Genomic DNA, 14,473 nt, shown 5'->3' with positions numbered 1-14,473 from the left:
GAACATGCGGATACACCGACTGCGACCAGGCTAGTTCGGGCCGCGCCCGGCCGGGGGCATTCAGGCATTCGACCAGGTCGCGGCGGTCGGTGGCGGCACGTCGCATCCCGCCGCACGGGTCGCCGAGATCTGGCGGCCCGGCGCCGGGCAGGTCAGCGCCGGCCCGGTGGACGGATCCCGGAGTACCAGTCGAGCAGGGCGGGGTCGTCGACGGCGCTGCGCTCCACCACGCGGGCCGGGTCGGCGCCCTGGAACAGCCGTTTGATCGGGACCTCGAGTTTCTTGCCGGTGCGGGTGTGCGGGACCGCCGGGGCGAGCAGGATCTCGTCGGGGACGTGCCGCGGCGACACTTCGGTGCGGATCACCTCGTTGATTCGGCCGCGCAGTTCGTCGGTGAGTTCGGCGCCGGGAGCCAGGACCACGAACAGCGGCATCCAGTACTCGCCGTCGGGTTGTTCCGCGCCGATGACCAGTGCTTCGGCCACCTCGGGGAGCCGCTCGACCGCCTGGTAGATATCGGCGCTGCCCATCCGGATACCGTGCCGGTTGAGGGTCGAATCGGAGCGGCCGTGCACCACCACACTGCCGCGGCCGGTGAGGGTGATCCAGTCACCGTGCCGCCACACGCCGGGGTAGGCGTCGAAATAGGCCTCGTGGTAGCGGGTGCCATCGGGGTCGCGCCAGAAACGGATCGGCATGGACGGCATGGGGGCGGTGATCACCAGCTCGCCCACCTCGCCGCGGACCGGCTGCCCGACCTCGTCGTAGGCGTCGAGAGCGACACCCAGATAGGGCGCCGAGAGTTCACCCGGCCAGACCGGTACGGTGGGCGCCCCGCCGGCGAACGCCGAGACCACATCGGTACCGCCGCTGATCGAGGCCACCGGGATGTTCCCGGCGTTGTCGCGCAGCCACAGCGCCGACGCCGGCGGCAGGGACGAACCGGTGATACCGATCAGCCGCAGGGCGGACAGGTCGTGATCGGTCCGGGGCACCGCGCCCGCCTTCATACAGCCCAGCACATAACCGGGACTGGTGCCCAGCACAGTCGTGCGGGTGCGGGCGGTGATCTCCCAGAGCGTATCCGGCCGGGGATGGGCCGGGCTGCCGTCGTAGCAGACGATGGTCGCCCCGGCGAGCAGTCCGGCCACCTGGAAGTTCCACATCATCCAGCTCGGGCTGGTGTACCAGAAGAAGGTGTCCTCGGGCCCGATATCCGATTGCAGAGCAACGGCTTTGATGTGTTCGAGCAGCACCCCGCCGTGACCGTGCACGATCCCCTTGGGCAGTCCGGTGGTGCCGGAGGAGAACACGATCCACAGCGGATGCGCGAAATCGACGGTTTCGGTTTCCGGGAGCGGTTCGCCGCCGGAGGGGTCGGCCGCGGCCGACCACGGTGTGCTGTCGGGGATCTCGACACCCAGCCGCGACACCACCACGGTGGTGCGCACGGTTTCCAGACCGGCTCGCAAGGCGGCGATATCCGCGCTCTTGTCATGGGTTTTCCCGCCGTAGCGGTACCCGTCCGCGGTCACCAGGACCACGGGCTCCAACTGGCCCAGCCGATCCAGCGCGGCCTTGGCCGAATAGTCCTGCCCGCAGGCACTCCACACCGCCCCCACAGCCGCGGTACCCAGGAACGCCACCACCGTTTCGGTGATATTCGGCAGATAGCCGACCACCCGGTCGCCGGGCCGGACACCGAGCCCGCGCAGGGTCCGGGCGAACGCGGCGACCGCGGCCGACAACTCCGCCCACGATGTCGCCACCACGTCCGCACTGCCCTCGGTGACCTGCAGTATCGCCGGCCGGTCGGTCCGCGCCTGCGCGACCACCCGGTCCACATAGTTCAAGGTCGTCCCGGGAAACCAGCGTGTGCCGGGCATCTCCGGACAGGGCAGCACCTCACCGGCGACGGTCCCGAGCTCGAAGTACTCCCACACCGCCAGCCAGAACTCGGCCAGATTGTCCACCGACCAGCGCCAGAGTGCTTGGTAGTCGGGCAGTTCCGCACCGGAACGCGCGGCGACGAAGCGGGCGAAATCGGTGACCCGGGCATCGGCGATATCCCGTTCGGTCGGTATCCACTGAGGTTCCACCGGCAAAGGACCCTTCTGTGTTCATGGCGGCGCCTCGGGCCCCGACCTCGGAGGTAGACCATCCGGAGTAGACGGAAGGTGCGGGTTGTCGTGCGCCTCGACCAGCGTGGGTAGGTTCACTTCACTGTAAGTGCTCAATGGTCGCCGATCTATGGACGGACGACAGCACACGCTCGGTCGCTGCGCTGCTTCGCTCTGTCGCTCCAGAATCGGGGGCGGGCCCCGACCGTGGAGGTCGACCATCCGGAGGGGACAGCAGGTGCGTGGTGTCGTGCGCCTGGACCGGCCTGAAGGTTCACTTCACTGTAAGTGCTCAATGACCACCGGTACCTGGACTGTTGGCTGCATACGCTCGGTCGCTCCAGAACCGAGGGCGGGGCCCGACCACGGACGTCGACTCTCCGGAGAGGGCTCGGATTTCATTCTGGGCTGCGCCGCAGGAGTTGTTCGGCGTGACGGAGTAGGGGGGCGTCCACCATTTTGCCTTCGTAGGCGAAGACGCCGCGATGGTTCGGGGCCGCGGCCAATACGCCGCGGGCCCAGTCGAGTTCTTCGGGTGACGGGGCGTAGGCGGCGCGGATGACCGGAAGCTGGGCGGGGTGGATGGCGACCTTGATATCGAAGCCCACCGCCACCGCGTCCTCCGCCTCGGCGCGCAGGCCGTCGAGGTCACGGATGTTCAGGTACACCATGTCCAGGGCCAGGCGCCGGTGTGCCTTGGCGGCCAGCAGGCCGGTACTGCGCAGTTGCCGCGCCACATCGCGGTAGCTGCCGTCGGGGCGGCGGGTGCCGGTACCGCCCATGGCGGCGACCAGGTCCTCCACGCCACACATCACGCCGCGGGTATTGGGCGCGGCGGCGATCTCTCGGATCGCCAGGGCGCCCGCAGGGGATTCGATCAGGGCGAAGACCAGGTATTCGCCGAGGCCGGTGACCTGCTGCGCGGATTCCGTTTTCGGCAGCATGATCAGCCGGTACCCGGTGCGCCGCAGAGCCTCCAGATCGAGCTCGTGGTCGGGGGTACCGGCCGGGTTCACCCGCACCACGGTGGTCGCGGGGTCGAGCGGGGTCTCCACGAGCGCGGTACGCGCGGCGGGTTTGTCGGCCGCCGCCACACCGTCCTCCAGGTCCAGGATCACCACATCGGCGGCGTCGGCGGCCTTGCGGTAGCGCTCGGGGCGATCCGCGGGGCAGAACAGCCATGCCGGCCCCGCGGATTGCCAGGTGGTGTCCGCGCTGTAGTGGTCGGTCAATGCCGGTACCCCCTCGAGGTGTGCTCGCCGCCGCTCACGGTCGTTCTTCCGACGGGCGCAACCGGATCAGCGCGTTGCGGACGGCCACCCCGACCACGGTGCCATGCTGATTACGGGCGACGTGGCGGAAGGTGACCACGCCCTGACCCGGCCGGCTCTTCGATTCCCGCTTGTCGAGCACGACGGTCTCGGTGTACACGGTGTCGCCGTGGAACAGCGGCGCCGGGAACTTGACCTCCTCGAAGCCGAGGTTGGCGACCGTGGTGCCCTGGGTCAGATGCGCCACCGCCTGCCCGATCATGGTGCCCAGAGTGAACAGCGAGTTCACCAGCCGCTCATGGAACGGCTCTTGGGCATCGCTGAATGCCTTGTCGATGTGCAGGCCCTGGGTGTTCATCGTGAGGGTGCTGAACAGGACATTGTCGGTCTCGGTCATGGTGCGACCGGGACGGTGCTCGTAGAGCACTCCGGTTTCCAGCTCCTCGAACCACAGACCGGTCTGCACCACCCGTTTCAGGCCGGAGACGTCATGGTCGACGTCCTTGGTGATCTTCTCGCCGTTCATAGGCCGAGCTCCCGTCCGATCAGCATGAGTTGTACTTCGGTGGTGCCCTCGCCGATTTCGAGGATCTTGCTGTCCCGGTAGTGCCGGGCCACCGGGTATTCGTTCATGAACCCGTAGCCGCCGAAGATCTGGGTGGCATCGCGTGCGTTGTCCATGGCGGCTTCGCCGGCCACCAGTTTCGCGATGGAGGCCTGCTTCTTGAACGGCTTCCCGGACAGCATGAGCGCAGCGGCGTCGTAGTAGGCGGTGCGGGCAGTATGGGCTCGCGCCTCCATCCGGGCTATCTTGAACGCGATCGCCTGATTGCTGCCGATCGTCTTCCCGAACGCTTCGCGTTCCCCGGCGTAGCGCACACATTCGTCCACACAGCCCTGTGCTGCCCCGACCGACAGTGCCGCGATGGCGATCCGGCCCTCGTCGAGGATGCGCAGGAAGTTGGCGTAGCCGCGGCCGCGTTCGCCGAGCAGGTTCTCCTTGGGTACCCGGACATCGTCGAAGGTGAGCGGATGGGTGTCCGAGGCGTTCCAGCCGACCTTGTTGTAGGCGGGTTCGGCGGTGAATCCGGGAGTGTCCGCGGGGACCAGGAGGGTGGAGATCTCCTTCTTGTCTCCGGTCTGCCCGGTCACCGCGGTCACTGTGACCAGGGCGGTGATATCGGTGCCGGAGTTGGTGATGAACTGTTTGCTGCCGTTGATCACCCAGCTGTCACCGTCTTCGACCGCGGTGGTGCGGGTGCCGCCTGCGTCGCTGCCCGCGCCCGATTCGGTGAGCCCGAACGCGCCGAGGTTCTGTCCGCTCGCCAAACGTGGCAGCCACTCCTGTTTCTGTTTCTCGTCGCCGAAGCGGTAGATCGGCATGGCGCCGAGCGACACTCCGGCCTCCAGGGTGATGGCGACGCTCTGGTCGATCTTGCCGAGTTCCTCGAGGGCCAGGCAGAGGGCGAAATAGTCACCGCCCATCCCGCCGTACTCCTCCGGGAACGGCAGGCCGAACAAGCCCATCTTCGCCATCCCGGCGACGACTTCGTACGGGAAACTGTGCTCGGCATCGTGTTTCGCCGCCACGGGGGCGACCACCTGGTTCGCGAAATCCCGGACGGTCAGCGCCAGGTCGCGGTAGTGCTCGGGCAGCGTGCCGGTGGACAGGAAATCGGACACCTGTGCCTCTTCTCGTTCTCGGTGTGGATTCGCCGGGACCCGGCCGCATCAACTCGCGGCGGGTTCGGCTGTGGTATCGGCCGGTTCGGCCTCGGGCGCGGGTTCCGGGTGCACCCGCGCGAGCACTTCGTCCAACCGCACCGGCGCGCCCGCCGCGACGAGTATCTCGACGGTGCCGGCCAGCGGCGCGGTCAGCGAATGCTCCATCTTCATGGCCTCGACCACCAGAATCGGGTCGCCGGCCGCTACCGGTTTCCCGGTTTCCGCCGTGACGGTGAGCACCGTTCCCGGCATGGGACTGCGGATCTCCGCGTCGTGCGCGGCGGCGTCGCCCGCGCGCACCGATTCCTCGGCCAGCTCCCGCAGCAGGGCCGGCCCGGAGGCACCGGCAACCCAGATCGCGTCCGCGGATTCGGCCACCCGGTAGTCGCGGCGTATCCCGTCGAGCGTGAGGGTCACCGTGTGGACCGCGGTTCCGCCGGGCAGTCGGGCGGCGTCTCGATCGAGCGCGGCGGTGGCCTGCGCGGGCTCGTTGTCTCCGATCCGCACCCCGACGGCCTCCGGGGTGCCGGTGAGGTCGACGTGCACCACCCGTTCTCCGCCGGCCAGCCGGATCCGGATCGGTGCCGGCGCTCCGAGCCGCCAGCCGTCCGGACGATCCCAGGGGTCCGTCGGACCCGTCGGCCAGCGGCGCAGCCACCGGGACACGGCCGCGGCCGCGAAAATGTCATCCGTGACCGGCGGCGCGTGGAAGTCCCCGGCCCGCCGGTCCAGCAGCGCGGTATCCAGCCGGCCCGCCGCCACATCCGGGTCGGCCAGCAGGAACCGCAGGAAGTCGATATTCGACCGGACCCCGAGCAACACCGTCTCGGCGAGTGCGCGGTCCAGGGTGGCCAGCGCCGACGCGCGGTCGGGACCGTGCGCGACGACCTTGGCGAGCATCGGGTCGTAATCGCTGCCCACCACCGTGCCGACCGCGAGCCCGGAATCGACCCGGACCCCGGGGCCGCCGGGTTCCGTGAGCTCCAGCACGGTGCCGCCGGTGGGCAGGAAGTCACGGGCCGGATCCTCGGCGTACACCCGGGCCTCGACGGCATGGCCGTGCAGCCGGATATCGTCCTGTCGCAGCCGGATCTGTTGCCCCGCCGCGATCCGGACCTGGCATTCCACCAGATCGAAACCGGTGATCATCTCGGTGACCGGATGCTCCACCTGGAGGCGGGTGTTCATCTCCATGAAGAAGAACTCGTCGGGCCGGTCGGCGGAGACGATGAACTCCACCGTGCCCGCGCCCACATAGTCGACGCTGCGTGCGGTGGCGCAGGCGGCGGCGCCGATCCGGGCACGGGTGGCCGGGTCGAGCAGGGGCGAGGGCGCTTCCTCGATCACCTTCTGGTGCCGGCGTTGCAGGCTGCATTCGCGTTCGCCGAGATGCAGCACGGTGCCGTGGGTGTCGGCCAGGATCTGGACTTCGATATGGCGTGGCCGGGTGACGAAGCGTTCCAGGAACAGGGTGTCGTCGCCGAAAGCAGCCGCGGCCTCGCGCCGGGCGCTGACCAGCGCGGCGGGTAGCGCGGCGGGCTCGTCGACGCGGCGCATCCCCTTACCTCCGCCGCCCGCGGATGGTTTGACCAGCACCGGGAAACCGATATCGGCGGCCGCCGCGACGAGTTGTTCGTCGGTCAGGCCGGGTTCGGCGGTCCCGGGCACCACCGGAACACCGGAGGCGTCGACCGTGGTCTTCGCGGTGATCTTGTCGCCCATGATTTCGATCGCCGCGGCGGGCGGGCCCAGGAAGACGATTCCGGCGGCGTGCAGCGCGGCAGCGAAAGCGGCGTTCTCGGAGAGGAATCCGTAGCCGGGATGGACCGCGCCGGCCCCGGTGCGGCGGGCCGCGTCGACGATGCGGTCGATGTTCAGATAGCTGTCCCGGGCGGCGGCCGGACCCAGCCGCACCGCGATATCCGCGGCTCGGACATGCGCGGCCCGCACGTCGGCGTCGCTGTATACCGCGACCGAGCGCAGGCCCATGGCCCGCAGCGTCCGGATGACCCGCACCGCGATCTCGCCGCGGTTGGCGACCAGCACCGTGTCGAAGGGCAGGGGGTGAGTGGAGTTCAGCATGGTGATCACATCCGGAAGACGCCGTAGGAGACCGGTGCCAGCGGCGCCTGCGCGCACACCGAGAGCGCCAGCCCGAGGACGGTGCGAGTATCGGCAGGGTCGATGACGCCGTCGTCCCAGAGCCGGGCCGTCGAATAATAGGGATCGCCCTGCTCTTCGTACTGTTGGCGGATCGGTTCCTTGAACGCCTCCTGATCGGCCTCGCTCCACGGCTGCCCGTTATCGTCGAGCTGATCGCCGCGCACCGTCGCCAGCACCGACGCCGCCTGTTCACCGCCCATCACCGAGATCCGCGCGTTCGGCCACATCCACAGGAACCGCGGCGAATAGGCGCGCCCGCACATCGAATAGTTGCCCGCGCCATAGGATCCGCCGATCACCACGGTCAGTTTGGGGACTCGCGCGCACGCCACGGCGGTCACCATCTTCGCGCCGTGTTTGGCGATACCGCCGGCCTCGTAGTCGCGGCCGACCATGAAACCGGTGATGTTCTGCAGGAACAGCAGCGGGATTTCGCGTTTGTCGCAGAGTTCGATGAAATGCGCACCCTTCATGGCGGATTCGCTGAACAGCACGCCGTTGTTGGCCACGATGCCCACCGGATGTCCGTGGATGTGGGCGAAGCCGGTGACCAGGGTGGTGCCGTATTCGGCCTTGAACTCACCGAACCCGGCGGCGCCGGATTCGTCGGCGTCGACGATGCGGGCGATCACCTCGCGGACGTCGTAGGGGGTGCGCAGATCCGCGGGCACGATGTCGTAGAGCTCGTCGGCTGGGGCGGCGGGTTCGCGCGCGGGCCGCACCTGCCAGGCCGGTTCCGGGCGCGGACCCAGGGTCGCCACGATCCGGCGGACCGTGCGTAGGGCGTCGCGGTCGTCGTGGGCCAGATGGTCGGTGACCCCGGAGGTCCGGGAATGCAGGGCGCCGCCGCCTAGTTCCTCCGCGGTCACCACTTCACCGGTGGCCGCCTTCACCAGCGGCGGGCCGCCCAGGAAAATCGTGCCCTGATCGCGCACGATCACCGCTTCGTCGCTCATGGCCGGGACGTAGGCTCCGCCCGCGGTACACGAACCGAGGACCGCGGCGATCTGGGCGATACCGCGGGCGCTCATGGTGGCCTGGTTGTAGAAGATGCGGCCGAAATGTTCGCGGTCGGGGAATACTTCGTCCTGTTTGGGCAGGTAGGCGCCCCCGGAGTCTACCAGGTACACACACGGCAGATTGTTGTGCAGCGCCACTTCCTGGGCGCGCAGATGCTTCTTCACTGTGACGGGGTAGTAGGTACCGCCCTTGACCGTGGCGTCGTTGGCCACGATCACGCATTCCCGGCCGGAAACCCGTCCGATCCCGGTGATGATGCCGGCGCCGGGGCAGTCGCCGCCGTACATACCGTCGGCCGCCAGCGGGGACAGCTCCAGGAACGGGCTCCCGGGGTCCAGCAGCTGGTCCACCCGGTCGCGGGGCAGAAGTTTGCCGCGGGCGATATGGCGCTGCCGTGCCTTCTCCGGACCGCCCCGGGCGGTCTCGGCGAGACGGTGACGCAACTGCTCGGCCAGGGCGAGATTCGCGGTCCGGTTATCTGAGTCGGACCGGGTGGCGGGCGCTGGGCTCGCGGTGCGGGTCATCGCGTCATCCTGACGTCTGAGTTAATCACTGATAACTGGAATTGAGGTTAATCTTGACTAACCGAGTTGTCCAGGCCGGGTGAAAGGAGTACGGGTGACCAGTGCCGATTCTGCCACCCCGACCCGCCGCGAACTGCTGAAACAGCAGCGGCGCGACCAGTTGCTCGTCGCCGGGGCACGGCTCATCGCCGAACGCGGATACCTCGGTATGCGACTGGACGATCTCGGCGCCGCGGTCGGGATCAGCGGTCCCGCGGTGTACCGGCACTTCCCCAACAAGGAGGCGCTGCTGGTCGAATTGCTGGTGGGCATCAGCCGCCGGCTGCTGGACGGCGGCAGCGCCGTCGCCGCCGACGCGGACGGACCCCGGCAGGCGCTGGCCGGGCTGGTGGAATTCCACCTCGACTTCGCACTCGGCGAACCCGAACTCATCCGCATCCAGGACCGCGACCTCGACAATGTGCCGCTACCCGCCCGCCGCGAGATCCGGCGCACCCAGCGCCGCTATGTGGAGGTGTGGGTCGGGGTGCTGTGCGAGATGACTCCCGGCCTCACCGAGGAGACCGCCCGGGTACAGGCCCACGCGGTATTCGGCCTGCTCAACTCCACCCCGCACAGCGCCGCCCCGGCCCGGGACCGCAGCCGCGCCGTGCTGCGCGCGATGGCCCTCACCGCACTCACCGGCCCCTCGCCCGACTGAACAAGGCGGACCGGACAAGCGGTGCCGACGGCCGAGTGTGCCGGGCGGTTCGCCCGATGGCTACCTGTCGGCCGCTGGTCATAGAGTCGCCGCCATGTCCGAGCAGCGGTCCAACCCGCACGACGCGTATTTCCGCAAAGTGATGTCCCGCCCCACCAACGCTGCCTCCGAACTACGCGCCGCGCTACCGGAGTCGATCAGCACCCGCCTGGACTGGACCGCTCTACAGCTGCAGCCGGGCAGCTTCGTGCATTCCGACCTGCGCAACCGTTTCAGCGACCTGCTGTTCCGCACCCGCCTCGACGGGCATCCCGCCTACGTGTACCTGCTGATGGAACACCAATCCAGCAGTGACCGGTTCATGGCCTTCCGCATGCTCGAATACATGGTCGCCATCTGGCGCCAGCACCTCATCGACAATGAAAAATCCAAAACACTGCCCGTGATCATCCCGTTGGTCGTGCATAATGCTGCCGATGGCACCCGCTGGTCGCCGGCGCACCCCACCGAACTTGCCGACCTGCTCGACCTCGACCCCGCCGCCCGCGAGGCCCTCGGTCCTCACCTCCCACGGCTGCGGTTCCTGCTCGACGATATCGCCGTGCTCGACCTCGCCGCCCTGCGTGAACGCGACCTCACCCCCGCGGCCAGGGTCCTCTTGGTCCTACAGCGCATCGCGCCGAGAAACGGGCGGCTGGGACACGATATGCTGGACTGGCTCGAAGACCTCCGTGCCCTCGACACCGGCCCGGATTCACTCGGCGACTACCTGACAGTCCTGACCTACATCTTGACCGTCGGTGAGACAGCCGAGGCCGATCTTGCGGCGGTCTTCGAACGGCTCGGCCCGCGAGCGAAGGAGGCGATCGTGACCACAGCAGAAATCATCGAGGCACGCGGTGAAGCACGCGGTGAAGCACGCGGTCGTGTGGAGGCGCTGCTCGAGTTGCTGACTGCGAAATTCGGGCCGGTGCCCGGCGCGGTTGCCGACCGTGTCCGCTCGGCCGACCCCGCCCGGGTCCGCATCTGGACGGCTCGGGTGCTGACCGCCACCACCCTCGACGAACTGTTCGCCTGAACCCGGGTGTCGCTGCGTACGAACTGATCGAGTTGCTCTTGCTACCGGTGACCGGCTGATTCGACCGTGCGCAACGGCACGGATGCGCGAGACCTGTACGCGAGCCGATTCGGTCTCCCGCGTTCCTGTCGCAGACCCGCGAGATACTCGGGCGGATCGCGGCGATACCCATGGTGTTCTGCACGCCGGGCTGCGGCACGACCTCTGTCATCTCCGCATCTCCGGATGCCGGGCCTTCCGCCGCGCGATTACACCGTCCACCTCACGTTGCGGGCGTTCACCGTCCTCGAGAGTCGGCTCGGATTTGCGCATCGGTGCGCGTATCGAGCGCGAGCAAACCCTCGCGCGTCCGTTCGAGCAGCGCGCGATAAGGTTTGGAGGATCTCAGCCATCTCGAGATCGTCTTTCATCGCCAGTATTGGACATCAAGCCGTGGTTCGCGGAGTTCGGCCACGCGGAGAGGTCCACCAGGCGCCGTGGTCCACCGAAATGCTGAAAGACTACTTTCGGCTCGCAAAGAACCGGTTCGCCACAGAGTAGGAGCGGGGCCGGCCGGTCAGAAATCCAGTTCGGACCAGGGGATAGTGATCGGGAACGGGTGGTTGATCGTGATCGACCCCGTATCGGTCGGCGACCAGGCGCCCGCCAAGATGTAGTTGGCGCGATGCAGCACGGTGATGCCGGGTTCGGGAGGACGCACGTCGGGCACGAGGGTGTAGGCGTGGATATGAGCGATCTCGCTGCGCTGGGTCGCCAGGGTCACCTCCCAGTACCAGGGGATTCCGGCTTTCGCATAACGGGCCTTCTTCAGTTCCATGTCGGCATCCGAGTTCGACGGGGACAACACTTCGCCCACCAGTACGACCCGACCGGAGCGCACATACCGGTACGGTTCGCTCATGCACCGATAGATCATGAAGTCCGGGGTGACGAAGTCCGACATCCCGGTTCGGCCGAAGAACACATTGGTCTCGGTGCTCACCCGCCAGCATTGCTCGGGATCGGCCGACATCGCCGTGCGGGCACATCGACGCAGTCCGCTCCAGAGCAGATTGGTGAACTCTTGGTGCTCATGGGGGCCGCGTCGCAACCACACCACTCGCCCGTTCCAGAGTTCGATGCGTTCGGCGATCTCCTCGGGTAGGGTCTCGAGCTCCTCCCAGGTCATGTACTCCGGAAGTTCGGGGCGCTGTAGATCCGGCCGCGACATGGTGCAATGGTAGCCCAAGCATGCCGTTGGCCTGCGAGTTTGCTGACACGTTGGCTCGACGCAGCCCGTGAGGTGCCGACACGGGCCATGACCGCGATGTGTCAGGGGTCGCCGGAACGCAGAACTCGCTCTGCACGCCGCACAAGGGGCGCTGCCCGGGCGGACTTCGCTGGGTACAGGTAGCGCCGCACTGTCTTGGTGCGGCGGGAGTTGACCTTGACGCAGGGTCAACCTCTCAGCATGGTCGGCATGTCTGCGAAAGTCGATCACTTCACGGTCCGCCACGGCGACGCAACCATCGCGATGTCTCGCGGCGGACGAGGACGACCGCTGGTCCTGTGCCCCGGACTGCTCAGCCGGACCGATCCGGCGGCGAGGTCCCATCGGCCTTCTCGGACCTGTCCACCACACTCATCGCCGACTCCTCACACACTCCAGCCCCGGCGAGGGGGCCCACAGGGAGTATCACCCCGGGGCGGTCACGGCATCGGTGGTTTCGCCGGGTTCATTCGAGGACCGCCCGGCCGGTGGGAGCCCGGTCGCCTCACCGGGCCAGTTGCAGGACCAGCGTGGCCAGGACCGGAGCCAGATAGAGCAGGGGGAATACCGCGGTCCTGTACGAACGCGCGCGCAGCGCTGTCGCGGTGGCGCCGAGGAAGTAGGCGATCAGGCCGACGGCCGCGGCCACGCCGACGACGGGCACGGCGAAACCGGCGAGCAATCCCAGCGCTCCGGCGCTTTTGGCCAGCGCCAGCCAGTTCCACCACGACCGCGGCACACCATACTGTTCGAGCGATTCGACCACGAACTGCTTCTTCGCGAACAGTGAGTACCCCGAGAAACCGACCCATAGGGCGGTCAGCGCGGCGACGATGTAGTAGGCGATGTCCATGGCGAACCTTTCTCTTCTGCCGGTGCCCCGGCGCACACTGCGTCGACGACGCGGAGTGTCCGGGTGTGACATCGGTGCCCTGCCCGCGCTCCGCCGTCCGGAGATCGGCGACCTCGCGGCACGGGCGGTGCTGTAGTCACCCCGGCGCGCGTTCGCACGCATCTCCGTTACCTCCGAACAGCCGGCCGACGTGGTCGGGGCGCGCGGGTCCGGCCCGACGGAGCGGGAGGGCGAAGCCGAGGAGTGAGGTCCCTGGGCAGGAGGGTTCCGACCCGCGGGGCGGTAGACGGGGTAAACGGCCCCGCCCGCCCTAGGCTTACCCGTATGGCCTCACTTTCCGACCCCAAGGTGCGTGAATTCCTCAGCTACGGAACCCGAACCGCCAAAGTGGCGTTCACCGCGAGCGACGGGCGTCCGCTCGTGACGCCGGTGTGGTTCCTGCTCGACGGCGACGAGATCGTTTTCAACACCGGTAAGGAGACCGCCAAGGGGAAAGCGCTGCAGCGCGACCCCCGCATCGCGATGGTGGTGGACCTCGAGGAGCCCCCCTACGCGGCGGTACAGATCCAGGGCACGGCCACCCTGTCCGAGGATCCGGCCGAGCTGCTGCGGTCGGCGACCGCGATCGGCGGACGCTATATGGGCACGGCCCGCGCCGACGAGTTCGGACGGCGCAACGGTGTCCCGGGCGAACTCCTGGTCCGGGTACAGCCGACCAAGGTCATCGCCTTCTTCGACGCCGTGGGGAGCTGACCGGGGCGGATGTACCGGCCGCGGCTCGCCCGCATCCCGGCCGGCTACGCATTCGGGACCGCGGGGTACGCGACCGGTGGGCGGCGCCGGGTGCCCACCGGCAGCGTCGAGTCGGTGGAGATCCGGCGCACAGGTGGTCGCGATCGTATCCACCGGGCCGGGTACGCGGCGGCCGGCCCGGAACCGGCCGGTGCCTACACTTCCACCCATGGCTGTGCACTTCATCGGGGCCGGACCCGGCGCCGCGGATCTGCTGACGGTGCGCGCGGTGGAGCTGCTGCGGCGGTGTCCGGTGTGCCTGTACCCGGGCACCTACCTGGACCCCGAGGTGCTCGGTCACTGTGCGCCGGCCACCGAACTCATCGATACCCAGCGGCTCGACCTCGACGAGATCACAGCGCATATGGTGCGCGCCACAGCGGCGGGCCGCGAGGTGGCGCGGTTGTGCTCGGGTGATCCGTCTCTCTACTCCGCCCTCACCGAACAGACGCGCCGGCTCGATGCCGCCGGGGTGCCGTGGGATATCACCCCGGGTGTGCCCGCCTACGCGGCCGCGGCGGCGCTGCTGGGTACGGAACTGACCGTTCCCGAGGTCGCGCAGTCCGTGGTGCTCACCCGTACGCGGGCCCGGTCGACGGCGATGCCGGAGACCGAGACACTGGCGGGGTTCGCGCGTACGCGGGCCACGCTGGTGCTGCACTTGGCGATCACCCGGATCCGGCAGCTCGCGCAAGAGCTCGCCGCGGACTATGGACCGGGCTGCCCGGCCGCGGTGGTCTACCGCGCGAGCCAACCGGACCAGATCGTGCTGCGCGGCACCCTGGCCGATATCGCGGACCGGGTCGAGGCGGCGGGGCTTTCGCGGGCGGCGGTGATCCTGGTCGGGCGGGCGCTGGAGCTCGGAATCGATTGTGCGCAATCGCACCTCTACGACCCGGTGCGTGACCGCAGTCACCTGGGCGGATGAGGGCGCAGTGGCCGGACTGCCCGGGGGCGCCCGGATACCGCCGACCGGTC

General features: G+C 68.5%; 12 protein-coding genes. 4 read left to right on the top strand and 8 right to left on the bottom strand.

The window, feature by feature from the left end:
• Positions 1-152: 152 nt before the first annotated feature.
• The 6 genes from ACQPYS_RS26090 to ACQPYS_RS26065 all read right to left on the bottom strand — a co-directional run bounded on the left by ACQPYS_RS26090 (position 153) and on the right by ACQPYS_RS26065 (position 8,823).
• On the bottom strand, positions 153-2,099 hold the full coding sequence (locus tag ACQPYS_RS26090) for an acetoacetate--CoA ligase (protein WP_433493135.1): 1,947 nt from the start codon (positions 2,097-2,099) through the stop codon (positions 153-155).
• Between the two features lie 419 nt (positions 2,100-2,518).
• Positions 2,519-3,352 carry an HpcH/HpaI aldolase/citrate lyase family protein gene (locus ACQPYS_RS26085; RefSeq protein ID WP_433491093.1) on the bottom strand — a complete coding sequence of 278 codons (834 nt, stop codon included), beginning with the start codon at positions 3,350-3,352 and terminating at the stop codon, positions 2,519-2,521.
• A gap of 34 nt (positions 3,353-3,386) precedes the next feature.
• The gene (locus ACQPYS_RS26080) at positions 3,387-3,917 is read right to left on the bottom strand and encodes a MaoC family dehydratase (protein ID WP_063041814.1); all 531 of its coding nucleotides are present in this window, start codon (positions 3,915-3,917) and stop codon (positions 3,387-3,389) included.
• Positions 3,914-5,074, bottom strand: coding sequence for an acyl-CoA dehydrogenase family protein (locus ACQPYS_RS26075; RefSeq protein ID WP_433491092.1), 1,161 nt, complete (start codon positions 5,072-5,074; stop codon positions 3,914-3,916). The genes ACQPYS_RS26080 and ACQPYS_RS26075 overlap by 4 nt, the downstream gene beginning before the upstream one ends.
• 48 nt (positions 5,075-5,122) lie before the next feature.
• Positions 5,123-7,198: a biotin carboxylase N-terminal domain-containing protein gene (locus ACQPYS_RS26070; protein ID WP_433491091.1), complete on the bottom strand. Its 2,076-nt coding sequence runs from the start codon at positions 7,196-7,198 to the stop codon at positions 5,123-5,125.
• 5 nt (positions 7,199-7,203) lie between these two features.
• Positions 7,204-8,823 carry a carboxyl transferase domain-containing protein gene (locus ACQPYS_RS26065; protein WP_433491090.1) on the bottom strand — a complete coding sequence of 540 codons (1,620 nt, stop codon included), beginning with the start codon at positions 8,821-8,823 and terminating at the stop codon, positions 7,204-7,206.
• Positions 8,824-8,917: 94 nt separating this feature from the next.
• Between ACQPYS_RS26065 and ACQPYS_RS26060 the strand changes: the two genes are divergently transcribed.
• Together ACQPYS_RS26060 and ACQPYS_RS26055 are read left to right on the top strand one after the other, a co-directional pair.
• Positions 8,918-9,523, top strand: coding sequence for an SACE_7040 family transcriptional regulator (locus ACQPYS_RS26060; protein ID WP_433491089.1), 606 nt, complete (start codon positions 8,918-8,920; stop codon positions 9,521-9,523).
• A gap of 94 nt (positions 9,524-9,617) precedes the next feature.
• Positions 9,618-10,601 (top strand): Rpn family recombination-promoting nuclease/putative transposase, encoded by a 984-nt coding sequence (locus ACQPYS_RS26055; protein ID WP_433491088.1) that lies wholly within the window; start codon positions 9,618-9,620, stop codon positions 10,599-10,601.
• Between the two features lie 556 nt (positions 10,602-11,157).
• On the opposite strand, the gene ACQPYS_RS26050 is transcribed toward ACQPYS_RS26055, so the two are convergent.
• Positions 11,158-11,811, bottom strand: a complete 654-nt coding sequence (locus ACQPYS_RS26050; protein ID WP_433491087.1) for a Uma2 family endonuclease — start codon at positions 11,809-11,811, stop codon at positions 11,158-11,160.
• Between the two features lie 544 nt (positions 11,812-12,355).
• Complete coding sequence (locus ACQPYS_RS26045) at positions 12,356-12,703, bottom strand: DoxX family protein (RefSeq protein WP_433491086.1); 348 nt, start codon at positions 12,701-12,703, stop codon at positions 12,356-12,358.
• Positions 12,704-13,027: 324 nt separating this feature from the next.
• Here ACQPYS_RS26045 and ACQPYS_RS26040 point away from each other — a divergent pair, with 324 nt between their 5' ends.
• Both ACQPYS_RS26040 and cobM read left to right on the top strand, forming a co-directional pair.
• On the top strand, positions 13,028-13,456 hold the full coding sequence (locus ACQPYS_RS26040; protein ID WP_063061446.1) for a PPOX class F420-dependent oxidoreductase: 429 nt from the start codon (positions 13,028-13,030) through the stop codon (positions 13,454-13,456).
• A gap of 208 nt (positions 13,457-13,664) precedes the next feature.
• Complete coding sequence (cobM, locus tag ACQPYS_RS26035) at positions 13,665-14,423, top strand: precorrin-4 C(11)-methyltransferase (protein WP_433491085.1); 759 nt, start codon at positions 13,665-13,667, stop codon at positions 14,421-14,423.
• Positions 14,424-14,473: the final 50 nt, after the last annotated feature.

Source organism: Nocardia grenadensis (assembly GCF_050942415.1).
Lineage (GTDB): Bacteria > Actinomycetota > Actinomycetes > Mycobacteriales > Mycobacteriaceae > Nocardia > Nocardia grenadensis.
The sequence above is the reverse complement of the archived record's forward strand: the minus strand, read 5'-3'. Positions and strand labels throughout refer to the sequence as shown.

Excerpts from the sequence above, each read along its gene's own strand:
- ACQPYS_RS26080 (WP_063041814.1), bottom strand. The coding sequence starts at position 3,917 with ATGAACGGCGAGAAGATCACCAAGGACGTCGACCATGACGTCTCCGGC.
- ACQPYS_RS26070 (WP_433491091.1), bottom strand. The coding sequence starts at position 7,198 with ATGCTGAACTCCACTCACCCCCTGCCCTTCGACACGGTGCTGGTCGCC.
- ACQPYS_RS26065 (WP_433491090.1), bottom strand. The coding sequence starts at position 8,823 with ATGACCCGCACCGCGAGCCCAGCGCCCGCCACCCGGTCCGACTCAGAT.
- ACQPYS_RS26055 (WP_433491088.1), top strand. The coding sequence starts at position 9,618 with ATGTCCGAGCAGCGGTCCAACCCGCACGACGCGTATTTCCGCAAAGTG.
- ACQPYS_RS26050 (WP_433491087.1), bottom strand. The coding sequence starts at position 11,811 with ATGTCGCGGCCGGATCTACAGCGCCCCGAACTTCCGGAGTACATGACC.
- ACQPYS_RS26045 (WP_433491086.1), bottom strand. The coding sequence starts at position 12,703 with ATGGACATCGCCTACTACATCGTCGCCGCGCTGACCGCCCTATGGGTC.
- ACQPYS_RS26040 (WP_063061446.1), top strand. The coding sequence starts at position 13,028 with ATGGCCTCACTTTCCGACCCCAAGGTGCGTGAATTCCTCAGCTACGGA.
- cobM (WP_433491085.1), top strand. The coding sequence starts at position 13,665 with ATGGCTGTGCACTTCATCGGGGCCGGACCCGGCGCCGCGGATCTGCTG.